Origin of the sequence: Shewanella sp. WXL01 (assembly GCF_012263345.1) — a bacterium.
GTDB lineage: Bacteria > Pseudomonadota > Gammaproteobacteria > Enterobacterales > Shewanellaceae > Shewanella > Shewanella maritima.
Genome location: NZ_JAAIKQ010000002.1, coordinates 591,331 through 617,270 on the forward strand (window position 1 = coordinate 591,331; position 25,940 = coordinate 617,270).

The following is a 25,940-nucleotide window of genomic DNA, read 5'->3' on the forward strand; positions in this document are numbered from 1 at the left end:
TTGATTGGCTCCCCAGACTGGACTCGAACCAGTGACATACGGATTAACAGTCCGCCGTTCTACCAACTGAACTACAGGGGAAGCGCTTAGCAATGTATTGCTGAGAACGGAGCGCATAGTAAAACGCTGCAGCCCTTGAGTCAACTCGCATATTAAAAAAAAATGAACATCTGCATCTAATTGGTTATGTAATGTGCATCATGTGCGAGATATAAGCGCTAATGCTGTCAGAGCAGGCAGTAGCGCTATGATTTATTTACGAAACTCTTTTTCTCAAACAGCCATTTATTGCATTTATCAACGCTTAAGTACGCACAAGTATGTGGGTGGGAGGTAAACTTTTAACCTTTTGGCAAAATTCTGGCCGGCAGAGCGTCAAGGTCTGTTTGAATGCGCGGCAACAACATGACTAGTTAAGTTTTAAGGGTTAGTAAGCATGACTTTGATTTTGCCAAGTGGTCGAGAATGGCTGTTAATATTAAAAATAGCAGCTTAGCTAGTAGTGCTTATATATGCCTAAGCTATAGGGGACCAGTTCGCGGCTATTTGTTAAAGAGTTGAGAGCAGCCAAGTCGAGTTTAGGTTTGCTTGTTGGTGCCAAACTAGAGTACTCCAATCTCAGGTCTACTGAACTTTGATCTGTTAACCAAAGAGCTGCACAAAACTAGAATGAGCTGAATAAAATTTTGTTGGTGGGATTGCAATGAATTACTAGGGTTAAATATTAGTAATAGCGCAATTAAAGTTTGTGGATTGTAAGAGCTACTTTCAAATGTAAAAAACTTTCAGTGTGTCATTCATTTGGCAGATATCTTACAAAGGGGCGCTAAAGCACGGCAAAACTGGGTTTAATTGACTTATCCACTATTTCTGTGGATAAGCCTGTGAGTTAAGCCTAAAAATTGGCTGCAAATACCCGTAAAATGGGGCTTGGACTTAAAATGGTCTATTTTTTTAACCATTATTTAAATCTTTTATTATCAGTGGCTTATAAAAATCAAGCGCTTTTTATGTTTGATGTAGTTAACTACGGGAAAATGTAATCAAAAATAATTCAAAATTGTGCATTAAATTTGCTTTTAGCGTTGATTTTTGCTCGCTTTTTAAGCTTGGCAGAGTACTTTTGCTTTACGTAGATAAGTTTCATATTTCGTTATTCAAACTGTCATAATCTGCCGCTATGAGATCGCAACAGTCAAATTTCGTCGAATCAAGTGATCGTAAAATGATCAGCTAACCTGGTTGCGTATCCAAGCAATTTTCATCCTATTTAAACTCATTTGGCGTACAAAGTAGCGCATCAAAATTCAGCAGAAAAGCCATGAGTTTGCCATACACCTTCAGCAATATTCGGAGTATGATAATGGGCTGCCATTTATAAGGATCAACACGTGTCAGAATCGATTTTTTCACTTGCTTCCAAATTTGAGCCTGCAGGCGATCAGCCAACTGCGATTAAACAACTGGTTGAGGGTTTAGAGTCGGGCATCGCTCACCAAACTCTGCTTGGGGTTACTGGGTCTGGTAAAACTTATACCGTTGCCAATGTAATCAAAGAAATGGGTCGCCCGACCATTATTATGGCGCCAAACAAAACCTTGGCGGCTCAGCTATATGGTGAGATGAAAGAATTCTTCCCCAATAATGCTGTTGAGTATTTCGTTTCTTACTACGACTATTATCAGCCAGAAGCCTACGTTCCTGCATCAAATACCTTTATTGAGAAGGATGCATCGGTTAACGATCACATTGAGCAAATGCGCTTATCGGCAACCAAAGCCCTGCTCGAACGTAAAGATGTCGTGTTGATTGCGTCTGTTTCAGCTATCTATGGTCTTGGCGATCCTGACTCTTACATGAAGATGTTATTGCACCTACGTCAGGGTGACTTTATGGGGCAACGCGATATTCTAAAGCGCCTGAGTGAAATGCAATACACTCGCAACGACATTGATCTGCAGCGTGGTACCTATCGTGTGCGTGGAGAGGTGATTGATATATTCCCAGCTGATTCAGATAGAGACGCGATTCGCGTTGAGCTTTTTGATGATGAAATTGAAAGATTAAGCGAGTTTGACCCTTTAACCGGGCAAATTACCAAGCGCATAGCTCGCACCACGGTTTATCCGAAAACGCACTATGTGACCCCGCGCGAAAAAATTCTTGCCGCAACCGAAGAAATTAAAGAAGAGCTTCGCGTGCGCCGTCAGGAGCTACTGGATAATAACAAGCTTATCGAAGCTCAGCGCATTACCGAGCGAGTGCAATATGACGTTGAAATGATGGTGGAGCTTGGGTACTGCTCAGGTATTGAGAACTACTCACGCTATCTATCTGGGCGACCAGCGGGTGACGGACCGCCAACCTTACTTGATTACTTGCCAGCTGATGGTTTGCTGATTATCGATGAGTCTCATGTCACTGTGCCACAAATTGGTGCCATGTATAAAGGTGACCGCAGCCGTAAAACCACGCTAGTTGAGTATGGTTTTAGACTGCCATCAGCGCTTGATAACCGCCCGCTCAAGTTTGAAGAGTTCGAAAACTTAATGCCGCAAACGATTTTCGTATCGGCAACACCAAGCAACTATGAACTTGAAAAAAGTGATGATGAAATTGCTGAGCAGGTAGTGCGCCCAACAGGCTTGCTTGACCCAGAGCTTGAGGTGCGCCCGGTGGCAATTCAGGTCGACGACTTGCTGTCTGAGGCCAACAAGCGTATCGCGTTAAATGAAAGGGTGCTGGTCACCACATTAACGAAACGCATGGCAGAGGATTTAACTGAGTACCTTGATGAGCACGGCGTGCGAGTGCGCTACCTTCACTCCGATATTGATACCGTGGAAAGGGTGGAGATCATTCGCGATCTGCGCCTTGGTGAGTTTGACGTGCTGGTCGGTATTAACTTGCTGCGTGAGGGATTAGACATGCCAGAAGTGTCGCTGGTGTGTATTCTCGATGCTGACAAAGAAGGCTTTTTACGCTCAGAGCGCTCGCTTATTCAGACCATCGGCCGCGCCGCTCGTAACGTCAATGGTAAGGTGATCTTGTACGCAGATACTGTCACAAAATCTATGGACAAGGCGATGAAAGAAACCGAGCGTCGCCGTGCTAAGCAGCATCAGTTTAACCTTGATAATGGCATTGTGCCTAAAGGTGTGGTGAAGAGTATTACCGATGTAATGGACATTGGTGACGCTAGACCAACAGGTAAAGCGAAACGTGGCAAAGGCCTCGCCAAAGTGGCAGAGCCAGAGGTTAACTACGACAGCACTGTTGATATCAATAAGCAGATCCAACAACTCGAAAAACAAATGTTGGAACACGCTAAAAACCTCGAGTTTGAGCAAGCAGCAGCACTACGTGATGAAGTGGCAATGCTTAGAGATAAGATGATTTTGGAAAGTTAGATTTGCTTGGTGTTGGCAATTAAGCTATTGAGTAATAAACGGCTCATACAATATGTGTATGAGCCGTTTTTGGTATATTTAGTTTATATCAGTTTTAATATTCAAAGGCCTGCTGCCTAGGCGCTATTGCGCTTTGATGGTAAATGCGAGCTCTACGGTAAGGTCTTTACTTGCTACCGGATTTCCATTGATGTGCTTTGGTCTATAACGCCATTTTTTTAACGCTTCAATTGCGCTTTGTTCGAATAAACCACTTTCGTCTTGTTCGATAACAACCACGTTTTCGACATTTCCAGATGTGTTTACATTGAAGCTCATCGTTACCCAGCCCTCTATTCCTTGTCTTGCAGCAGATATTGGATAAACAGGCTCTGCACGGTAAATGGATTTTAAGTGGCTATGTTGATTTTGTGCGGCGTCTAATGCGTTAATCGTGTCCAACACCTGTGGGCTTATATTTGAAATCATCATTTCAGCTTTCTTATTCAATAACTTCATCCTTGCATTTGAAGGGGCTATTGATAGTACTTTTCGTGCATAAAGTAGTGTTAAAGACCACTGTTCTAGTTCTGCATGGGACTTCGCCAATTGTGAATCAACTTCAATAGCGGTATCCGTGCAGGTAAACGATTTCCACTCATTATATGCAGTTACAGCGTCCTCATGTTGGTGAGTTTTTGCTAGCAGATCTCCAGAAGTCTTGAGTGCACTCGCATGCATCTTTCCATCGAGCGCATTTAAGTTAATCGCATCAGTAAACTGAATTATGGCTTGCTCATCTTTTCCAAGCTTCGTAAGCATTGTCCCTAGGTAATATCCAATAGCCGCTTTTTCGAAATCATGTTTAGTGTCGATACTTTGCAACGCATTGATAGCTTCCTCAACACGGTGATTTCTTTGTAGATCTATAGCTCTGGTAATTTTTTGTTGAGTTGTAGATGAGAGTATCTTTGATTTACGTTGGTGAGTTGGGCAGTCATCAGCAGCAAGTGCGCTAGATGTGAAAAAAGTCAGTAATGCTAATAAGCCCAGTACGCTTCGATTCATTTATGCTAAGTCCTTTTACGAATGAATTAAATTTACAGCTGGCGCAGAATACCACGTAGTGAGTTTGGTATCACCTGAGTCGTTGGATTAACTAGGAAAATTGCCCAAGTGCAGATAGAAAAACTCATTCAGTTTAAGTCAGTTACTTGAAAACCCTTTAATAGATACACAATAAAAAACGCGCCACTTAACAAGTAGGCGCGTTTTGTTATTTCTAGTGTTTTTAGCAATCAGCTAAAACACAAAGCCATTTCAGCTTAAAAAGTCATTCAAGCTTAGAAGTTTGCTGACTTAGGTGCACGTGGGAATGGGATCACGTCACGAATGTTAGCAACGCCAGTCACGTAAGACACTAGGCGCTCAAAACCAAGACCGAAACCTGCGTGTGGCACAGTGCCGTAGCGGCGTAAGTCGCGATACCAGTTCATGTGCTCTGGGTCGATGTTCATTGCGCGCATGCGCTCATCTAGCACGTCTAAACGCTCTTCACGTTGTGCGCCACCGATGATTTCACCAATGCCTGGAGCCAGTACGTCCATTGCCGCAACAGTTTTGCCGTCGTCGTTCAAACGCATGTAGAAAGCTTTAATGTCTTTCGGGTAGTTCTTGACAACTACTGGTGCTTTAAAGTGCTCTTCAGCTAGGAAGCGTTCGTGCTCAGACGATAGGTCGATACCCCATTCAACGTCAAACTCAAACTTCTTGCCTGATGCTTTAAGAATGTCGATTGCGTCAGTGTAATCAACTTGGGCAAAGTCACTGCTTACGAATGCTTCTAAGCGCTCAATAGCAGTTTTCTCAACACGCTTAGCGAAGAATTCTAAGTCATCACGGCGCTCTTCAAGCACAGCATTGAAGCAGTACTTGAGCATTTTTTCAGCAAGCTCAGCAGCATCGTCAAGATCGGCAAATGCAACTTCAGGCTCTACCATCCAAAACTCAGCTAAGTGACGGCTGGTGTTTGAGTTTTCAGCGCGGAAAGTTGGGCCAAAGGTGTAAACCTTAGACAGTGCACAAGCGTACGCTTCAGCGTTAAGCTGACCAGAAACTGTTAGGAAGGTTTCTTTACCAAAGAAGTCTTCAGCAAAATCAACTTCGCCTTTGTCTGTGCGCGGTAGGTTTTCCATATCCAGCGTTGATACGCGGAACATTTCACCTGCACCTTCTGCATCAGAAGCGGTGATAAGCGGCGCAGATACCCAAACATAACCTTCTTCGTTATAGAAGCGGTGGATAGCTTGCGATAGACAGTTACGTACACGTGCTACCGCACCAATTAAGTTGGTACGCGGGCGTAGATGAGCCACTTCACGTAGATACTCGATTGAGTGACGCTTAGCTGCCATTGGGTAGGTATCAGGATCTTCAACCAAACCAACAACTTCAACGTTAGTTACTTGCAGCTCAAATGCTTGACCGGCACCTGGAGATTCAACCACTTCACCTGTCATGATCACAGAGCAGCCAGCTGTCAGCTTTAACACTTCGTCATTGTAATTAGACAAGGTATTAGGCACGACGCCCTGAATAGGATCAAAACTTGAACCATCATATACGGCTAAAAATGAGATACCTGCTTTAGAATCTCGACGTGTTCTTACCCAGCCACGTACAGTGACTTGTGTACCAACGGCGTGTTCGCCGTTAAATACAGCTGCGACAGTTGCAATTGTCATTACTGCGCTACTCTCCATCTAACGATTGTAAAAAATATTTGGCGTTTATCTTACCTTTATGGTGGCTTTTCTCAAGCTGAAAACGCTATTCTAGGGTGATAATTGAATGACTTTTTTATTATCTGTAACAAATTTGCTGTTATATCAGCCGAAATCGTTATTTTACCTAAAAGTCTGAATCGCTTTAGCTGATTTTTTAAGCGTGTATCAGTACTTAATCAGAATCTGCCGCAACATACTAGCGGTTGTAACTTTGCAAATTGACAAAGGTGCCATGAAAAGACTTGCCGTTTTCCAAACCATTTTAACCGTGCTCTCGGTGTTATCCTGGAGCATTGCTATTTACGCCTTGATTATTTTTGGTGAAGCAAGACCAGACAAAGCTGTGGGATATTTTCGCAGTAAAGGCGTTGAGGTGCGTTTGCACTGGGACCCAGACTTAACCATTCAGCTCGAATACTTAATATGGGCGTGTGCTGCGATTAGTCTGGTTAATCTGCTGGTAAATTTTTACGCAAAGACTACAACGCGGATCGGCTTTTGGGTCAATATCCCCCTGTTGTTTGTGGTGTCGTTAGCAGCAGGCTTGTATATACGTTACGTGGTGTAGCGAGAATTTTGATCGTTAACTCCAGTTTTAGCTATCGCTGATATGCTGGCAAAGCATGTTGATCACAGCGGCAGTAATACCCCAAATAAACTTATCTTGATAGGGCATTACATGCACCTTGTGTGTGGTGCCTTTGCGCTGAAAATCAACTGTGTGACGATTATTGCTGTCGATGAAATAACTCAGTGGAGCGGTAAAACAATCTGCTACTTCATTACTATCTATCTTCATGGAAAAAGGTTGTTTAACCATGCCAATAACCGGCGTTACTTCAAAACCTGTCATGGTGTGATGAGATGGAAACGCTCCCAATACTTCAACGTTATCCGCTTTTAAGCCTATCTCTTCATCCGCTTCTCTGAGCGCTGTAGCAACTAGGCTGCTATCAACTTGCTCAACCTTTCCACCGGGAAAACTGATTTGCCCTGGGTGATGGCGAAGGTGCATAGGTCTTTGTGTCAGAATTAGGTTTAGCTGTGACTCAATTTCAATCAATGGAATGAGCACCGCGGCTTGCAATGACTCTCTGCCAGTCAATATTGATGGAATACCGTGGTTAAGTTGGTGCAATTTAAAGCGAGTGCGAAAGCTATGGCTATCCATATGTTAGTGTTGATTACCTTTTACTTTGTAAATGTGCTGGTTAAGAGGTGTGCCGTAAACCCAGTATTTTAAGCTATCAGAGTTAGTTTAATTTTGTAATTCCTGATTTAGCGCAAATTCGAGAATTAATCTGCTGCCAATGCGCTTTGCTATCAACTACACTTAATTCCACAGTTGAGGAATTAATCAAAATGACGGCGATTAAATGCAATTAGATGACAAACATCCCCGTAAAGTAGGTAGGCCAACAGGTAAACAAGATAATCGCGACAAGATTATCGCTGCAGCTCGTGAGCTATTTATTGATAAAGAATACAGCAAGGTCACTATGCGTGATATTGCAGAGCTAGCAGGTTCAGATCCAGGGCTTATTCGCTACTATTTTGGCGCGAAAGATGCGTTATTTATCACCATGATAAAAGAGACATCCGCACCTGTACTTGCCCAGATAAAATCAATTAGCGAAGCACCAAAAGTCGGCTCGTTGCATGACTTGATGAACACTTACTATCAGGTAATGGCTAAAAATCCTAAATTTCCACGCTTGATGCACCGCTTACTTAGTATGGCTCATGAGTCGAACGATTTCCCTGAGATAGCAGAGGTAGCAAATAACATAGCAAAGACTCAACGAAACCTGATTTTTGATAGTTTAAAGAAACAAGGTGCACTGCAAGATGACGTTAATGTTCCATCAGCTCAATTAAGCTTTTTCTCGTTAATGGTATTCCCATTTCTAGCGCCAAAAATCATGCTCGACTCGCTTGGGATCCAAATAACGCCAGAGTTTTTAACCGAGCATGCCAAGCAAAATAATCAATTACTCACCCAAGGCTTGTTTAAAGCCCAAGTCAACCCAGATGTAACCAAGGAAACAAGCAATGAACACCAATAAACGATTAATTTTGCCTGGAATTGGCATTGGAGCCGCAGCCTTGGTGTTGTCAGTGGTGTTAAAGCCTGGGCCGGATAAGGTTGATGGCTTTGATAACTCGCGTGTTGTCGAAGTATTTACCCTTGAGCAGGTTGATGTTGCGCCGGTGATAGAAGGCTTTGGCCGCGTGTCGCCAAAACATGTTTGGCAGGCGTTGTCAGAAGTCGGCGGCAAAGTCATTTATCGTCATCCACAGTTAGAAACTGGGCGCACATTGGCAAAAGGCACCAAGCTATTAGAGATTGACCCGCTTGAGTATGAGCTAAACCTTGCTCAGGCCAAAGCGTCACTTAACTCAACTGAGGCGCAGTTAGTAAAACTGGATCAACAACTTGAAAGCCTTAAAACTAACTTTGATATTGAGCTGCAAAAACTTAAGTTAGTCGAGCAAGAGTATCAGCGTAAACAAACACTTAAAAAGCGCAATCTTGTGTCTAGCTCAGAGCTTGAAAGTCAAAAGCAAGCTTTACTGGCGCAGCAAAACGCCTTAGAAAATATTCAAAACTCACTCGATACTTGGCCTGATGACAAAAAAGTCACCGAGGCGCAAAAACAAGTCGACCTTGCCAAGGTGCAAGATGCCGAGCGCCGACTAGCACAAACTCAAGTGGTGCTGCCATTTGATGCGCGTTTGTCAGACGTGAACATCGAGCTGAATCAAGTGGTGAGTATTGGTCAGGTTATGTTGGTTGCCCATCAGCTTGGTAGCTCGGAAATCAAAGCCGAAATGTCACTGCAAAATATGCGCGTGTTGGCAACGTCCCTTGATGCTGCCATGCCAGAGCATGCACAGCGATTTGCAAAAGCTAGCGACAATGGCGCGATGCCATCAATTGATCGCTTTGAGCTTAATGGCGAAGTACAATTTCAAGCGGGTAATAATCAGTTTAGTTGGCCTGCCAAGGTCACTCGTGTGGCAGAAACCGTTAATGCTAACCAAGGCACTATTGGTGTGTATTTAGAAGTCGAGCAAGATTACAACAAGCTTAATTTGTTAGAGCGCCCGCCACTAACCAAAGGCATGTTTGTCAAAGCGCGTATTGAAGGCAAAGCCGCTAAGCACTTTAGTGTGCCAGAGCAGGCTATTCACACTAACAACTTGTATGTAATGCAAGCTGATAGCACTTTAAAAATTGTGCCAGTTGAGGTGCTATTTCGTCATGAAGGCGGCGTCGCAGTGCGAGGTGATGTAACGGCGGGTGAACAGTTGGTGGTGAATGACTTAATCCCTGCGATTGAGGGCATGAAGCTACGTGTGGTTGATGCTAACAAGGGGGCTGAATAGTGATTGCGTATGTAACTAGGCATCCAACCCTAGCCAACTTATTGATGATGGCATTTTTACTGCTGGGTTTGCTGCATGTAGGCACAATCAAGCGTGAAACCTTCCCTGAGTTTGCACCGCCTTATGTAACAGCTTCTGTAGTTTACCCAGGCGCGTCGCCAGTCGAAGTGGAAGAGAGCATCTGTTTGAGTATGGAAGATGCTGTTGATGGGCTTGCCAATATTGAAGAAGTAACTTGTGACGCCCAAGAAGGCATCGCAACCATGAAGCTTAAGCTAGCTTCCGGTGCCGATATGGGGCGCTTTTTGATTGACGTACAAACTCAAATCAATGCGGTGAAAAACTTCCCTACAGAAATCGAATCACCGATTGTGAAAGAGTTAGATTGGGCTGATCCTGTGGTCGATATCGCATTGGTTGCCGAAACCAGTTGGCCTGATTTAAAGCACTATGCAGAAGATGTAAAGCGCCGCTTAAAGATTGATGCCGGGCTTGATTTAGTCACCATTACTGGCTTTAGCGATCATCAACTGCGCATTGAGCTTAACGAAGTAGACATGCGCCGCTTAGGGCTGTCGGCAGGTGAAATCGCTGACAAAGTGGGCAGGCAAAACGTAAAGCTACCAGCGGGTAACATTGAACTGGCTGACAAAAATCTGCTAATCCGTTTTGACGAGCGCAAGATGACGCCAGATACCTTAGCGCAGCTGATTGTGGCATCAAATAATGACGGTAGTGTGGTGCGCCTTGGCGATATCGCCACCATCACCGATCGTTTTGAGTTAGATGAAGAGCACGCGTTATTTAATGGCAAACCTGCAGCACTGATTAAAATTCAGAAGAATAAAGCAGAAGATGCGCTGAACGTAAAAGACAAGGTCATCGAGTTTATCGAAAAAGAGCGTCATCTCGCGCCAGATGGTGTCACGCTAACCATGACTAATGACATGTCATCTCTGGTAAAAGATCGCCTAAACATGATGCTAACTAATGGTTGGCAAGGGATTGTATTGGTGTTCTTCAGTATGTGGCTGTTCTTTAGCTTACGTTACTCATTCTGGGTTTCAGCGGGTTTGCCGGTGGCATTCTTAGGTGGCCTGTACCTAATGAGCCTCTTTGGCGTGTCGATCAACATTATGAGCTTGGTTGGTTTGCTTATGGCTATCGGCATCATGATGGATGACGCGATTGTGATTTCAGAATCTATCGCTTCCCATGTTGATCGTGGCCTTGATATCGATACAGCAGTGGTTGAAGGGGTTAAGAAAGTTGCGCCAGGCGTTGCGTCATCCTTTATTACCACAGTGTTGATTTTCAGCTCGCTACTTGGGCTTGATGGTCAAATGGGCGCCGTACTGTCACAAATTCCGATTGTGCTGATCATGGTGTTGTCTATCAGCCTTATTGAAGCATTTATCATCTTGCCAAATCACTTACACCATTCGCTAAAGCATCAAAATGATGACGTGGTGCACAACAATGTATTTGCGCGCTTTAAGCAGCAATTTATGGCAGAGTTTAAGCGTTTTCGTGACACCAAGTTAGTCAATGCGGTTACCTGGGTCGTACGTTGGCGCTATGCCAGTGTCGGCGTCACTTTAGGCATGTTGTTATTATCGTTTTCATTGCTCACCAGTGGTGCGCTAAAGTTTGTACCATTCCCGGAGCTAGACGGTGATATTGCTGAGGCGCGTATCTTGCTGCCGCCTGGCTCTACCTTGTCGCAAACCCAGGCCATTGTCGACCGTGTGGTTGCTGCAGCAAAAGTCACAGGTGATAAATTTACAGACCAGAACGAAGATAACCCGTTGATTGAAGACATCACCAGTCAATTTAACTTTAATGCTGATGCTGGCGAGAAAGGCCCACATGTTGCAACGGTGAGGCTAGATTTATTGTCCGCCGAAATTCGCGAAACCAAAATTGATGACTTTATCAACGCTTGGCGCGAGCAAAGCGGTGAAATGGCAATGCCAATTGCCGTGGTATTTAAGCAGCCATCAATGGGGCCTGCAGGCCGTGATATTGAGCTTCGCATCCAAGGAGATGACTTAAACGAGCTGAAAGCAGCGTCTGTGTCGCTGCAATCATACCTTAGCGAGTTTAACGGTATTAATGGCATTATGGATGACATGCGCCCAGGTAAAGAAGAAGTCAAAGTCAGTTTGCGACCAGGGGCGGAAGCATACGGTATTGATGGGCAAATGGTGGCGTCACAGCTGCGCAGCGCCTATTTTGGACAAACCGCTGATGAAATTCAGGTTGGGCCTGAAAACATCGAAATTGATGTACGCCTTAATCGCGAGCAAGCAGGGGACTTACAGGGTTTAGCTAACTTCCCAATTATCTTAAGTAATGGCGATCAGCTGCCACTGTCGTCAGTAGCCTTGCTTGAGTATCAACGCTCATACGTACGTATTCAGCGCATTAACGGCCTGCGCACGGTTACCGTGATGGCAGATGTTGATAACCGTATTGCTAACAGCACAGAGGCCAATGCCAAAATTCGCAGTGAGTGGGTGCCAATGATCAAACAGCAATACCCAAACATTCGCGTTGATTTTGAAGGTTCAGCGAAAGAAACCTCAAAGACGGGCACGTCTTTAATGAATGGTTTTATCGTGGGGTTATTCGGGCTGTTTGCAATTTTAAGCTTTCAGTTTAGAAGTTACCTTGAGCCGTTTATCGTGATGCTGGCAATTCCATTGTCATTGATTGGCGTACTGTGGGGGCACTTGTTGCTGGGGCACAATATGTCGATGCCGTCAGTGATGGGCTTTATCTCGCTAGCAGGTATTGTGGTCAATGACTCTATCTTGCTAGTGCAGTACATTCGTCATCATGTCGATGAAGGTGAAGATGTTCATCAAGCAGTAGTGAGTGCCAGTCGCGAGCGTTTTAGGGCTGTGTTCTTAACCTCATTGACCACAGCAGCAGGTTTATTGCCGCTACTGCTCGAAACCAGCTTGCAAGCACAAGTGGTTCAGCCGCTGGTAGTATCCATCGTATTTGGTATTTTCGCCTCGACTATGATGGTGCTATTTATCATCCCATGTGCCTACGCCATCCTTGCTGACTTTGGCAAAGTGCAAAAGCATGTAGAGATATAACTGACGGCTAGTTAGACTAAAAAATGCCGCTTGGTTTACTGTAGTGGTTGCTGTCGCAGTAACTGACGGTAAATAAGCGGCATAAGTGTTGTCAGCCCTAAATCACCTGATTTAGTCGGAGGTGGTTATCGTTCAGTAAGGCTTTGCCTGTAAATTCTGTTGATTACCAGTTCTGGTAGCCTAAATAATTACCTCACGTTGCAATAACATTTAAAGCACGCCGTGAACACCTCCGTGTGGGCTCAACGAAAACATCCATGTTTTCAATGGCTTTAGATGTTGTTGCAACTCAGATTTATAGGTGAAATTAGGCTCTCTTGTAGGGAGTTCACACAAAGCTACCTTTTTCATAAGGTGGCACTTTACCTGCGTTTATGTCGAAGCAAAGCTGGTTGAGTAGTGACCTTGTCTGATTGATATTTGCTACAAAGTGCCATTATCTAGCACTGGCAAAATCTTGCTGACTTTATCGAATGATTCCTGATACTCCGCATCGCCTTTTGAGTCGGCAACAATCCCGCCGCCAGCCCAGCAGTAGATGTTGTGTTTGTCAGTTACTAGGGTGCGAATGGTGATACTCGTATCCATTTTATTGTCTTGGCTGATGTAGCCGATACTGCCGCAATACATAGAGCGGCGTGACGGTTCTAACTCTTCAATAATTTCCATGGCGCGAATTTTAGGTGCGCCAGTAATTGAGCCACCGGGGAAGGTGGCTTTAAGCACATCCACGCAGTTTTTACCTTTATCTAAGGTGGCAGTCACTGTGCTAACTAAATGGTGCACAGCGGGGAAGCTCTCAACATCAAATAGCTTAGGTACAGCAACACTGCCCGGTGCGGCAACGCGGCTAACATCATTACGCAGCAAATCAACAATCATTAAATTCTCAGCGCGATCTTTCTCAGACTGCTTTAACTGCGCAGCAAGCAGCGAGTCTTGCTCAGGTGTTGCGCCGCGAGGAAGCGTGCCTTTAATCGGCTTAGTTTGAATTTGGTGTTGATTAACCAGAATAAAGCGCTCTGGCGAGATAGATAAAATGCAGTGCTCAGGTAGGCGCATAAAGGCTGAGAACGGCGCCTTGTTTGCTGCAGTAAGTGTGCAGTAAGCTTGCCACTCATCACCTTGGTATTTCGCTTCAAAGCGCTGAGTTAAGTTAATTTGATAACAGTCGCCACTGAGTAAATACTCCTGCACCTGATCAAACTTAGCCAGATACTCATCACGACTAATCTGTGTATGCCAGCCTTCACAAAGCGTAAATGGATTAAATTCGGCTTTATTAACTAAGAAATGAGTAAAATCATTGCTATCGGATTCAGCCGCAGTAACTAGCTGTTCAATTTCAGCAAGCTTTTGCTCAAGCGCAGTTTCGCCCTGATAGTGACACGCAAGCCATTGGCTATTGGCATAATCAAACAGCAACACAAAGTCATAAAAGCCAACATTCATTGCAGGCAGGGAAATATCATCAGCTGCATCGGCGGGCAGTTTTTCAAGCTGACGACCAAGGTCATAGTTAAATGCACCTAACGCGCCGCTGCTAAAGGGCAGGTGAGTGTTGCTCGATTTTGGGTATAGGCTTTGTTTGACCACATCCAAGGCATCAAAAGCATTGCAGCTTTGAGTTTGCAGCTTAATGGCATCAGCTAGTTCATCAGAAATGACATCAGATAACGCGGTAAATTGATTACTGTAACTATTTGCCGCGCCGTTGCTATTTGCGGTAAGTGTCGCGATTGGGTCGATAGCGATGATGTCGTAGCGGGCATCGATATGATCAGAAAAGCCTGAGTCTAACAACATCGACCAGGGCTTAGCAGCAAACAAACCAAACACAGCTTTAGTGTCTAATTGCCAATCCAATTTGCGAATTGCCAGAGTGTGATTTGATCGCGCAGACATCGATAACCCTTATCTAAAATGTGATGTAGCCCAAAAAGGATGGAAAGAGTATCATATTGCTCACAAAAGGATTAGGGCTTGTGGTTGACGCCTGCCGCTTTTATCAACAAACAAGATAAAAAACTGTATCGGTAAGCTTTTCGACCATATTCCCAATAGTTTGATTTAAAACAACGATAAATAAACTAAGCCATAAAAGGCTGCTGGAGCGCACCAATATGTCCACTAGTGAAACATCTCAAGCTGTTGTTATTAAGCAGGCTGACTTTATTGAAAGCATTGCTGACTCACTACAGTACATCTCCTACTATCACCCTAAAGATTTCGTTGATGCCATGCACGAGGCTTACCTTAAAGAGGAAAGCCCAGCTGCAAAGGATGCCATTGCGCAAATCTTGATTAACTCGCGCATGTCAGCCGAAGGTAAACGTCCATTGTGTCAAGACACAGGTATCGTAACCACGTTCGTTAAGATTGGTATGAATGTGCAGTGGGACAAAACGGACATGACAGTGCAGCAAATGGTGGATGAAGGCGTTCGCCGTGCTTACACTAATCCTGATAACCCGCTGCGTGCATCCATTGTGGCAGACCCTGCTGGTGCGCGTAAAAACACCCGAGATAACACCCCATCAGTAGTGCATATTGATATGGTGCCAGGCAGTCACGTTGAAGTTGCGATTGCAGCAAAAGGCGGTGGCTCTGAAAACAAATCTAAAATGGTCATGCTAAACCCGTCTGACGATATCGCAGCTTGGGTCGAGAAAACCTTGCCAACCATGGGCGCAGGTTGGTGTCCACCAGGTATGTTAGGCATAGGTATCGGCGGCACGGCTGAAAAAGCCGCGGTAATGGCAAAAGAGTCATTAATGGACCCTGTTGATATCCATGAGCTGTTAGATAAAGGCGCAGAAACAGCAGAAGAAAAGCTGCGTTTAGACATCTTCAACCGTTGTAACGACTTAGGTATCGGTGCCCAAGGTCTTGGCGGTTTAACCACTGTGCTGGACATTAAAATCAAGTCAGCGCCGACTCACGCCGCATCTAAGCCGGTTGTGATGATCCCAAATTGCGCGGCAACCCGTCACGTACACTTCCATCTAGATGGCACAGGCCCAGCAGATTTAGCGCCGCCTGCACTGGAAGACTGGCCAGAAATTACTCGTGAAGCGGGTGAGAACACTCACCGTGTTGACCTTGATAATGTCACTCAAGCTGACATTGAAAAATGGAAAAGCGGTGACACCTTATTGCTCAACGGTAAAATGCTAACAGGCCGTGACGCTGCTCATAAACGTATTCAAACGCTAATTGAGTCAGGCGAAGGTTTACCAGAAGGCGTCGACTTTACTGGTAAGTTCATTTACTACGTAGGCCCAGTTGATCCAGTTGGTGATGAAGTAGTTGGCCCTGCAGGCCCAACTACAGCAACCCGTATGGATAAGTTTACTGACCTAATGCTAGAGAAAACTGGCCTAATGGGCATGATTGGTAAATCTGAGCGCGGCCCACAAACCGTTGAGTCGATTAAAAAGCATAAAGCAGTTTACTTGATGGCCGTTGGCGGCGCAGCTTATCTAGTTTCTAAAGCCATTAAGAAGTCTCGCGTAGTCGCGTTTGAAGACTTAGGTATGGAAGCGATTTACGAGTTTGAAGTCAAAGATATGCCAGTGACCGTTGCGGTAGATAGCCAGGGCGTGAATGCTCACGATACTGGCCCTGCGATTTGGAAAGTGAATATAGCTGATGCAAAAGCTTAGCAGCGAACCGCTGTGCTAATGTCGTGAATAACCACTAAGTGGTTAGGTAAACATTAGTGCATGTTTTGCTCACAATTTAACGCTTAAGCCACTGCTTTAAACAAAAGCAGTTGCTTAGGCGTTTTGCTTTCGCTAGTCTGACTGCGCTTTAAAGGCATTTCGTTAAACAAGTCTAGGTTGCTTAAGCGTGTAAAAACCAAAATTTGTTGATAATCAATAGATGCATAAAACTCGTTACGCATCGGTATGGCAAGAGCGAGTTTGGCAAAAGTGCCAATTTCAAAACCCAATAGTGTCGTTGTTAAATCGCTTGGTACTGAATTGCGATAGTAAGTCGCGTCGTAGCAAGTCACTGCGGCAACTAATATAGCCGTTTTGAAATTTGTGCTTTTGAATTTTAGCCATCTAACTGAGCCTTGAAACTGTGCTCCGAAATAGCGCCCTCATTGAAGCCAAGCGTTTTACAAAAAACTGATTAAAAAATAGTAAAAATCGAGACCCAATAACAATGAAAACATCTTCTATATTCATCGCCCTAGCTGCAGCAGGTATGATGAGCAGTGCAGTTGCCGCTGACCAGCGTGCCTTCACGGTACAAGACCTATCTAACCTAAACAAACTTCACAGCGCAGCAGTATCAAACGACGGTAACACCCTTGTTTATGCTGTAAAACTGATTGATGCCGACGGTAAAGCAAGCTCAGATCTATACCAATTAGACCTAAGCGACAAAAACGCTAAGCCTAAGCAGCTAACTTCAGTAAAAGGCACTGAGCACGATGTGAAATTCGCGCCAGATGACAAGTCGATATACTTCCTAGCAAATCGCACCGGAAGCAGCCAGCTATTCAATATGTCGCTGACCGGCGGCGAAGCACAGGTTATCTCTGATTTACCGCTAGATATTCAAGGTTACGTGTTATCGGCAGACGGTAAACAAGTCGCTTTGAACATGCGCGTATTCCCAGAGTGTAAAGACCTAGCTTGCACAGTAGAAAAGAAGCAACAAGTTGCAGATGCTAAAACCACAGGCCGTGAATACAAGCAGCTAATGGTGCGCCACTGGGACACCTGGGAAGACCATGCTCGCAACCATATCTTTGTAGCAAGCCTTAACGGTACAACCATCAAAGATGCGGTAAACGTGACTCAAGGCCGCGATACAGAAACGCCGCCTAAGCCGTTCTCTGGCATGGAAGAAGTAACTTTCACCCCAGATGGCAAGCACATTGTTTACACGGCAAAAGCACCAAGCAATACCCAAGCTTGGACAACAAACTATGACCTATGGCAAGTGCCTGTAACAGGCGGTGAAGCCGTTAACCTAACTGAAGCTAACAAAGCCTGGGATGCACACCCAACGTTCTCGGCTGATGGTCGTTACCTTGCATATCTTGCGATGAGCAAACCAGGTTTTGAAGCAGACCGTTTCCGTATCATGCTGCGTGATAATGTCACAGGTCAGGAAAAAGAAGTCGCGCCACTTTGGGATCGCAGCCCACACTCACTGATGTTCAGTAAAGATGGCCGCAAGCTATATGTCACTGCGCAAGATGTAGGTCAAGTCAGCATCTTTGAAGTTAACACTCAATTTGGTGACGTGCGCCCAATCTACAACGATGGTAGCAACAGCCTAATTGCAGCAACTGAAGACAAGCTAATTTTCAACAAGCGCTCTTTAGTTGAGCCGGGTGACCTTTATACAGTTAACCATGAAGGTGAGCATCTAACTCGTTTAACTCAAGTAAACCAAGATAAACTTAGCAAGATTAAGTTCGGTGAGTTTGAGCAGTTTAGCTTTAAAGGTTGGAATGACGAGAAAGTACACGGCTACTGGATCAAACCATACAACTATGAAGAAGGTAAAAAGTACCCAATCGCTTACCTAGTTCATGGTGGTCCACAAGGTTCATTCGGTAACTCATTCTCTGGTCGCTGGAACGCTCAGTTGTGGTCAGGTGCGGGTTACGGTGTAGTCATGGTCGACTTCCACGGCTCTACCGGTTACGGCCAAGCATTTACTGATTCAATCAGTGAAGACTGGGGCGGTAAGCCACTTGTTGATCTACAAAAAGGTATGGATGCAGTTACCAAGCAACAGCCTTGGTTAGATGCCAACAATGCTTGTGCATTAGGTGGTTCATACGGTGGTTATATGATGAACTGGATCCAGGGTAACTGGAACGACGGCTTCAAATGTCTAATCAACCACGCTGGTCTATTCGATCTACGTTCTATGTACTATGTGACTGAAGAGCTCTGGTTCATCGAGCATGAGTTCGGTGGCACTTACGAGCAGAAAAAAGATCTGTACGAGAAGTTCAACCCAGTTAACTACGTAGAAAACTGGCAAACACCTATGCTAGTTATCCACGGTGAAAAAGACTTCCGCGTACCTTACGGTCAAGGTCTAGGTGCATTCACTTACATGCAGCGCAAAGGTATTCCATCTGAACTGTTAATGTTCCCAGATGAAAACCACTGGATCTTAAATCAAGATAACCTAGGCCAATGGTACGAAAATGTATTCCGTTGGATGGACAAGTGGACTGAAAAGAAATAGCAATTAACTATTTGCTATTGAAATAGAAGCTGATGGATTTTTTGATATTAGCTTAGTTAAATTAAAGGGTGCCTTAGGGCATCCTTTTTTATTTGATTACAATTTTTTAACCCGCGTTCCCCATGATAATAGCTGCAGTACCTAGCGATTGTTTGCCTTCGTATTTTATAGGGCTAAAACTGTGATCTTTTCACTTAGAAAAACTAATCCAAATATGGTGTTTGGTTACTAAATTTCTCATTTTGCGATACTCACTTTATCCGCTACATTAGCGCCGAAATTTAACAGTTGTACTAGATATTTAGCAGTCGAAATAAGTATTTAGCGACTAGACTTAATCTTTGTTCTACAAGGCCGCTCGGACAAGCTTAGCTTTTTATAGGCTTTCGGGTAGCCAAGTAGCATATACATCACGTAAATTAACAGTGAGGATACGAGATTGGACTACATGTTGTTTATCAAGTTCTTTTTAGGGCTGGTGGCAATTATCAACCCAGTAGGGCTATTACCTGTATTTGTTAGCTTAACCAGTCACCAGACTGATGCTGAGCGCGAACATACCAACAAGGTAGCCAACTTTGCGGTAGTGGTGATCCTAATCGTGACCATCACCATAGGTCAGCATATTCTCAATATGTTCAGTATCTCGCTGTCATCGTTCCGTATTGCTGGTGGCAGTCTTATCTGCATTATTGCGATGTCGATGCTGCAAGGTAAAATAAGTGAAGTTAAGCGCAACAAAGAAGAAGACCGCGAGTCATCAGGTATGGACTCGGTAGCTGTTGTGCCACTTGCATTGCCACTGATGGCAGGCCCAGGCGCCTTAAGCTCGGTGATTGTATTTGCTGCAGAGCATAACTCGTTTGCCAATATTATGGGGATGTTTGTTACCGTGATAATTTTCGGTAGCTTAAGCTGGGGCCTGTTTAGAATGGCGCCGGTTATTTTCAAGTTGCTTGGTACTACAGGCATTAACGTGATTACCCGTATTATGGGCCTACTAATGTTCTCGCTAGGTATCGAGATTATCGCCACCGGTGTCAAAGGCTTGTTCCCGATCTTGTTGGCTAGTGCTTGGTAATCGGCTTTACGTTCGAGGTTGGTTAACTCAAATGCTTAGCAAATGTGCAAACGCGCCAGAGCAGGGCGTTTTAACTTGACCACAATCAGGCATTTGCGTAAAGTACCCGCCAGATCTCAAAGAGGTCAACATATGGTGAGGTGTCCGAGTGGCCGAAGGAGCACGCCTGGAAAGTGTGTATACCGCAAGGTATCGAGGGTTCGAATCCCTCCCTCACCGCCAGAATTTATAAACAAAGCCCCAGCAGAAATGCTGGGGCTTTGTTGTTTCAGTCATCTTACAAAAACCTAATTATTTCCCTTGAATACTCGCCACCGCGATCAACTGTTGGCAATAAGCTAGGTGATGGCGGATTGGGTTAAGGTATTGATTAACCTTTGGGTCTGTGAGATACCAGGGGCTTGATTCTGTTTCCGCTTGTTCATGAGCAAAGATGGCCTCGACCTGGGTGAGGGCTTTGGTGGATGCCATAGTCAGCCAAATGTGGTCGCTCATTTGTGCTAGTTGCTTAAAGATTGACGTTTGAAAGGTGTAAATCATCGCTGCTGGTGTTTCCGCTTTGCGGCTTATTTTATGTAGCAGCTCAAACGGATTGGCAATTTCAAGGTTTTGTTCATCTAGCGCCTGTGCCTTTTCGTTATCTTCACTAGTCACTAACGGCGATAAAAACAACTCTGGCCATTGAATGTGCTTGTTGGTGAGCACCAGCCCTAATGCGATACGTCTTTCGCCCAACCAATTGTGTACCACACACAGCAGATGTTGCTCCTTTGGCATACCTTCATCACGCGCTAGGCTTGGCAATAAAGCCATACGCTGCACATTTACTTGTTTACTCAATAACGACATCAAAATCACCGTTACCAACCCTGTTGACGGCCAGCAGCCTATTTGCGGCTCAATTTGTTTAGCGACGGTATCAAGCTGCTGCTCTAACCATTCATTATCTGGGCTGTTACTTACCACAAAGCTTTTATCAGACTTAGCATATGGGCCATTACAAATGTTGATCACGTTTGGCTCTGCGCGGCGGGTTGAGTTAAACGTAATGGCAATACCTTGATTGGGTACTTGAATTTCGCCTTTGGCATTACCAAAGATGGTGACCTGTTCAAAGCTTAAGTGTGGCGTGTCTGTCATGTGGGATGTCTGTAATTTGCAGCGTTAAAGTTAACTGCTAGTGCTGTATAAAGCCCCATATTCTAACGGATCATGATGCGATATGTCATGGTTAGATGCGGATTGATTGCAGCAGATGCCCCCTAGATTGTAGATAAAAGTTAAGCCAGCAAGATAGTGCGCTCAAAGCTTGATTTTAGAGACTTTACTCTAGTTAGATTGAGATAAATTGCTTGTGTTTTGTAACGGCTTTGGATAATAATTGAAACACTCGTTTGAATCATCTGTTTAAGAGAATAATATGAATCCGTATCAAGCTCCGCTAAAAGACATGCAGTTCCTGCTCGAAGACGTTTTTGACGCAACATCAACTTGGCAGTCGATGCCGGATATTGCAGAGATGGTCGATACCGATACGGCAATGGCTATCTTAGATGAAGCCAGCAAGATTAGCCGTGATCTAATCCACCCTTTAAACAGAAGTGGCGATGAACAAGGCGTACGCCATGAGGGCGATAACGTTATCACGCCAGACGGATTTAAAGAGGCTTACCAAGAATTTGCTGACGGCGGTTGGGTCGGCCTATGTGGTGATGCTGAACTTGGCGGAATGGGCATGCCGAAAATGCTTGGCGTACTGGTTGATGAAATGAGCTACAGCGCGTGTAACTCATTTACGCTTTACGGCTCGTTAACTGCGGGCGCAGCGCTGGCAATCAATGCTCACGCAACAGATGAATTAAAGAACACTTACCTGCCAAACCTATATTCAGGTCAATGGGCGGGCGCAATGGATATGACAGAACCGCAATCGGGCTCTGACCTTCGCACTATTCGCACTAAAGCGGTACCAAACGATGACGGCAGCTATGCCATTTCTGGCACCAAAATCTTTATTACTGGTGGTGACCACGACTTAACTGAAAACGTAATTCACTTGGTTCTGGCGAAACTGCCTGACACCAACGGCATTTCATTATTCCTTGTACCAAAAATCAATGTGAATGAAGACGGTAGCCTAGGTGAGGCGAACGGCGTTTCGGTTGGTTCAATCGAGCACAAGATGGGTTTGAAAGCGTCAGCCACTTGTGTGATGAACTTTGACAATGCCAAAGGTTATTTAGTCGGCAAGCCAAATCGCGGCCTAGTGTGTATGTTTACTATGATGAACTACGAACGCCTAGCGATTGGTATTCAAGGCTTAGGTAGCTCACAAGCGGCTTACCAAATGGCGGCAGAGTATGCCAAAGAGCGTATGCAAGGTTTAGCGGCTGGTGGCTCTCCAACAGGTGCTGACAGCGACCCAATTATTGTTCACGGCGATGTGCGCCGTATGCTACTTACCATTCGCGCATTAACCGATGCAGGTCGTGCGCTGTCAGTATTTACTGGTAAGCAACTAGATTTAGCCAAATACGGCAGTGATGAAGCAAAATCAAAAGCAGCGCGTTACGTTGGCTTAATGACGCCAGTTGCGAAAGCATTCTTATCGGATCGCGGTTTAGATGCCACGATCATGGCGCAGCAAGTATTCGGTGGTCATGGTTACATTCGTGAAACGGGTATCGAGCAACTGGTACGTGACACCCGTATCGCACAAATCTATGAAGGCACTAACGGTATTCAGGCGATTGACTTCCTAGGCCGTAAAGTGACTGGCGACAACCTAGCAACACTTAAAGAGTTTGTAGCTGACGTGCGCGAAGATTTAGCTGGCTTAAGTCATATTGATGACGCAGATAAAGAAGCTGTGCTAGATAGATTTGAGCAGATTGTACAAACCGCTGCATTTATTAACGATAACAAGGTTGCCCAACCTGCGTTAATCAATGCTAGCGCAGTCGACTTTTTAGATGCTTTTGGTTACACCCTTTATGGCTTCTACTCATTGTTGATGGCAGACAAAGCAGCCGATCATGAAGATAGTGACTTTAAAGCGCAAAAAGCCTTTGTCGCTCGCTTCTACATGGATAAGTTATTTGCAAAAGCAGACTATCATTTAGCGCAAGTAAACCAAGGTGATAGCGCGGTTATGTCTATGCCAGAAAACTTGTTCTAAGCCTAAGCTTCTAAAGAGTTATAAATAAAAAGCCGCTCTGATTTAATCAGAGTGGCTTTTTTAGGTGTTTACAAATTTGAAAGTATGAACTGTTATCTTTCTGCCGAATACGGGTCGTCAGCCAGCAAATAAGCGCGTAAGTCGGCTTTATTTTCTTGAGCGCTTAACCACTCACGCATTTGTTTAACTTTGCTGTAGCCCTCATTACCAAACTTAGTTTGATAAAGCTCGGTTAAGCTCTGTTTTGTAGTTTGCTGACGGATATTACGTTGCCAGCTTTGAGTGACCACTGAGTTTAGGCTACCTGCTAACCCTTCGCTTTTTAATAGTTCCCATTCGCCTTTATCCAACCAGATCCCGCCAACGGCTGCGCTATAGTCTAGACGGTGCTCGTTACCTGCTGAAATCTTGAATTTACGCATAATTGCGCCAGATTTAGGGCAAAGCAGTGCTTGTTTGCTGTCAGTAGCATCAGACTCTTCAAAGCTGATGTTATCTGAAAATTGATAGTCAGGGTTTTGCTCTTTCCAGGCGATATAGTCTTCAATCAATATCCAGTTGCCGCCACAGTTTGAGCAAGTGTGTGCTCTAAATTGTCCATCGATAAAGCTTGGAAATAGCGCGCCATTTTTACAACTTGTACAGTTCATAACATTCCTTAGTTATTAGTTTATTTCCATAGAAGAGGGCGGCTAAACTGGGTTAACCGCCTTAAATATTTAAGCCTTACCCAACCACAGCTCAGCTTTGCTGTCGTCTTTAATGACTAGGCTTACGGTATCTTTCACCGATTCGGTTAATACCATAGTGCCTTGCATCAGTTGATCGCGGCGGAACCAATGTAGCTCAAGCTCGCTGCCAGCGCTGTAATCTTGCAGTAGCTTTTCAAACTCGCCATTGACTTGCAAACCATCAGCGGCAATTAGTACATCGCCTGCGCTCAAGCCTGCTAGGTGAGCAGGGCTGTTGTGGGCAACGGTGTTGATTTTGATCCCCATAGCTTGCGGGGCAAACTTAGCACCAAAGGCTATCTTGTTACCTTTGTCTGCTTTACCGCCGCCAACATCACTGCTACCTTCGCTAGCACGCAGCACTAGCTCAACACCAACTTGTTCAAGTAACTCGCTAAGTGGTAAATCCTCGGTTGAATCAAGCCATGCAAATAATTCAGAGCAGTCGCGATTAAGCAAACGCTCAATGATTTGTTGGTGAGTGTTATCTTGCGTGCCGATACCAGTTAAACCATGTTGCTGCCATAGCTCGCGCATTACATCATCGAGTGAGTATTTGCCGTTTGACTCAAGGCGCAGGGTTAAATCCAGCATTAGAGCGAACATTGCGCCTTTGGTGTAATAGCTAACAATGGCATTAGCAGCGTTTTCTTTTTGCTGGTAAAAGGTCGTCCAAGTGTTAAAGCTTGAGTCGTTTAGGGTTTGGATAAAGCGTCCTTCACCACGATAAACTCGGGTCATTAACTCGCTCAGCATATCCAAGTATTGGCTTTGGTTAACCCGGCCGCTGCGGTAGGTAATAAAGTCATCAAAGTAAGAGGTGATACCCTCGTATGCCCAAAGCTGTTTGGTGTACGACTCTTTTGATAAATCGAATGGGGTAAACTCAGCCGGTTTAATGCGCTTCACATTCCAGCTGTGGAAGTACTCATGGCTGCAAAGTGACAAATAAGTGCGATAACCGCTATCGACCTTGCTATCCATGCTTGCTGGTAAATCGCTTCGTGAGCACATTAACGCCGTTGATGCTTTATGCTCTAGGCCGCCAAAGCCTTTATCCAGTACAGTAGTCATAAATACGTAGCGTTCAAACGGCGCAGGCGTGCCAAAAAAGTTGATTTGATATTCGCAAATGGCTTTTAAGTCTTGCTCTAAACGCGCCATACATGCGCGGTGCTTGCCGCTTAGTACAATATCGTGAGGTACGCCGTTTGCTTCAAAGGTGCTAATGGTTAAATCGCCCATTTCCACAGGGTGGTCGATTAAATCATCGTAGTTGTCAGCGCTAAATTCACCAAAGCCAAATTGCTCACCTTGAGTGCGCTTCATGCTAGTAGCAACTTTCCAATCGCTCAGTTCATTAAGTGCTGGCGGCGCAATAGTCACGCTATGAGCATTGTCTTCTAAGCCATTCGCGGCAAGGAAAACACTGCTGCCGTTAAAGAAACCATGGTTAGTATCAAGGTGTGCAGTACGTACCGATAAGTCCCAGGCGTAAACCTGATATTCAACGCGCACGCTACCTGCTTGATTGTGTAGTTGCCAGGTTTGCTTGTCTTGCTGGCTAATGGCGATGTGCTTGTCTGACTCATCATATGCCTTAATACCGATGATGTTTTTAGCAAAGTCGCGGATCATATAGCTGCCAGGAAGCCAGGCTGGCAAGGATAGCGTTTGCTCTGCTAACGCATTTGGGATGGTAAAACTAACAGCAAATAAGTGGGCTTTAGGGTCAATCGCATGGATATGATAATGCATAGGGAGAGTCCAATTTGCGTGGTGAAAATTACTTATATTGGCGCTCATGCTGCCAAAAACACTGCAATTAGACAAGGATTAAGCGGTTATTGGTTGTTTTTACATTATATCGCTAGAGTCGGGAGGCTAAGGCTTGATAGAATTAGCTTTATTTCCTATTTTTGGTGAAAGATAAGCCTGCTTGGCTGAAGTTGTTTTCATGCTTAAACAATGAAGCAGCTTTAGCAATGAGATAAGGGCTTAGGCGTAACCAATATTCTTTTTTAAGTCAGCGACTGTATAGAGGAAG

General features: G+C 44.7%; 16 protein-coding genes and 2 tRNA genes. 10 read left to right on the forward strand and 8 right to left on the reverse strand.

The features are described 5' to 3' along the window. Positions 1-5: 5 nt before the first annotated feature. Positions 6-81 (reverse strand) — tRNA-Asn (locus tag G3R49_RS07690). Positions 82-1,391: 1,310 nt separating this feature from the next. On the opposite strand from G3R49_RS07690, the gene uvrB reads away from it, so the two are divergent. Then, the gene (gene uvrB / locus G3R49_RS07695) at positions 1,392-3,410 is read left to right on the forward strand and encodes an excinuclease ABC subunit UvrB (protein ID WP_167869226.1); all 2,019 of its coding nucleotides are present in this window, start codon (positions 1,392-1,394) and stop codon (positions 3,408-3,410) included. A 123-nt stretch (positions 3,411-3,533) separates the two neighbouring features. Here the strand turns inward: uvrB and G3R49_RS07700 are convergent, their stop codons facing one another. Together G3R49_RS07700 and asnS are read right to left on the reverse strand one after the other, a co-directional pair. After that, positions 3,534-4,457 (reverse strand): energy transducer TonB, encoded by a 924-nt coding sequence (locus G3R49_RS07700; RefSeq protein WP_167869227.1) that lies wholly within the window; start codon positions 4,455-4,457, stop codon positions 3,534-3,536. Between the two features lie 275 nt (positions 4,458-4,732). Further along, a complete protein-coding gene (gene asnS, locus G3R49_RS07705; protein ID WP_167869228.1) occupies positions 4,733-6,133 on the reverse strand; it encodes an asparagine--tRNA ligase in 1,401 nt (466 codons plus the stop codon). 274 nt (positions 6,134-6,407) lie between these two features. On the opposite strand from asnS, the gene G3R49_RS07710 reads away from it, so the two are divergent. Next, positions 6,408-6,743, forward strand: a complete 336-nt coding sequence (locus tag G3R49_RS07710; protein ID WP_130597519.1) for a hypothetical protein — start codon at positions 6,408-6,410, stop codon at positions 6,741-6,743. A 27-nt stretch (positions 6,744-6,770) separates the two neighbouring features. Here G3R49_RS07710 and G3R49_RS07715 read toward each other — a convergent pair whose 3' ends face one another. Next, positions 6,771-7,346 carry a CoA pyrophosphatase gene (locus G3R49_RS07715; protein ID WP_167869229.1) on the reverse strand — a complete coding sequence of 192 codons (576 nt, stop codon included), beginning with the start codon at positions 7,344-7,346 and terminating at the stop codon, positions 6,771-6,773. 205 nt (positions 7,347-7,551) lie between these two features. Here G3R49_RS07715 and G3R49_RS07720 point away from each other — a divergent pair, with 205 nt between their 5' ends. From G3R49_RS07720 to G3R49_RS07730, 3 genes are read left to right on the forward strand one after another with little or no spacing between them, the layout of a single operon-like run. Then, positions 7,552-8,241, forward strand: coding sequence for a TetR/AcrR family transcriptional regulator (locus G3R49_RS07720; protein ID WP_130597517.1), 690 nt, complete (start codon positions 7,552-7,554; stop codon positions 8,239-8,241). Continuing rightward, positions 8,228-9,565 (forward strand): efflux RND transporter periplasmic adaptor subunit, encoded by a 1,338-nt coding sequence (locus tag G3R49_RS07725; RefSeq protein ID WP_167869230.1) that lies wholly within the window; start codon positions 8,228-8,230, stop codon positions 9,563-9,565. The genes G3R49_RS07720 and G3R49_RS07725 overlap by 14 nt, the downstream gene beginning before the upstream one ends. Next, positions 9,565-12,675: an efflux RND transporter permease subunit gene (locus G3R49_RS07730; RefSeq protein WP_167869231.1), complete on the forward strand. Its 3,111-nt coding sequence runs from the start codon at positions 9,565-9,567 to the stop codon at positions 12,673-12,675. The genes G3R49_RS07725 and G3R49_RS07730 overlap by 1 nt, the downstream gene beginning before the upstream one ends. Before the next feature lie 423 nt (positions 12,676-13,098). On the opposite strand, the gene pabB is transcribed toward G3R49_RS07730, so the two are convergent. Beyond that, positions 13,099-14,580, reverse strand: a complete 1,482-nt coding sequence (gene pabB, locus G3R49_RS07735; protein WP_167869232.1) for an aminodeoxychorismate synthase component I — start codon at positions 14,578-14,580, stop codon at positions 13,099-13,101. Between the two features lie 218 nt (positions 14,581-14,798). On the opposite strand from pabB, the gene G3R49_RS07740 reads away from it, so the two are divergent. The 4 genes from G3R49_RS07740 (at position 14,799) to G3R49_RS07755 (ending at position 20,206) form a co-directional block, all read left to right on the forward strand. Continuing rightward, entirely contained in the window at positions 14,799-16,340 is a 1,542-nt protein-coding gene (locus G3R49_RS07740) for a fumarate hydratase (RefSeq protein ID WP_167869233.1), read from the forward strand. A 508-nt stretch (positions 16,341-16,848) separates the two neighbouring features. Then, on the forward strand, positions 16,849-18,903 hold the full coding sequence (locus G3R49_RS07745; protein ID WP_167869234.1) for a S9 family peptidase: 2,055 nt from the start codon (positions 16,849-16,851) through the stop codon (positions 18,901-18,903). 439 nt (positions 18,904-19,342) lie between these two features. Next, complete coding sequence (locus G3R49_RS07750; RefSeq protein ID WP_167869235.1) at positions 19,343-19,984, forward strand: YchE family NAAT transporter; 642 nt, start codon at positions 19,343-19,345, stop codon at positions 19,982-19,984. Between the two features lie 134 nt (positions 19,985-20,118). After that, positions 20,119-20,206 (forward strand) — tRNA-Ser (locus G3R49_RS07755). 69 nt (positions 20,207-20,275) lie between these two features. Here G3R49_RS07755 and G3R49_RS07760 read toward each other — a convergent pair. Continuing rightward, positions 20,276-21,124, reverse strand: coding sequence for a hypothetical protein (locus G3R49_RS07760; RefSeq protein ID WP_167869236.1), 849 nt, complete (start codon positions 21,122-21,124; stop codon positions 20,276-20,278). Positions 21,125-21,404: 280 nt separating this feature from the next. On the opposite strand from G3R49_RS07760, the gene G3R49_RS07765 reads away from it, so the two are divergent. Then, a complete protein-coding gene (locus G3R49_RS07765; protein ID WP_167869237.1) occupies positions 21,405-23,162 on the forward strand; it encodes an acyl-CoA dehydrogenase family protein in 1,758 nt (585 codons plus the stop codon). Positions 23,163-23,254: 92 nt separating this feature from the next. Here G3R49_RS07765 and G3R49_RS07770 read toward each other — a convergent pair whose 3' ends face one another. Together G3R49_RS07770 and G3R49_RS07775 are read right to left on the reverse strand one after the other, a co-directional pair. Further along, a complete protein-coding gene (locus G3R49_RS07770; protein ID WP_167869238.1) occupies positions 23,255-23,812 on the reverse strand; it encodes a zf-TFIIB domain-containing protein in 558 nt (185 codons plus the stop codon). Between the two features lie 69 nt (positions 23,813-23,881). Beyond that, positions 23,882-25,651: a M61 family metallopeptidase gene (locus tag G3R49_RS07775; protein WP_167869239.1), complete on the reverse strand. Its 1,770-nt coding sequence runs from the start codon at positions 25,649-25,651 to the stop codon at positions 23,882-23,884. Positions 25,652-25,940: the final 289 nt, after the last annotated feature.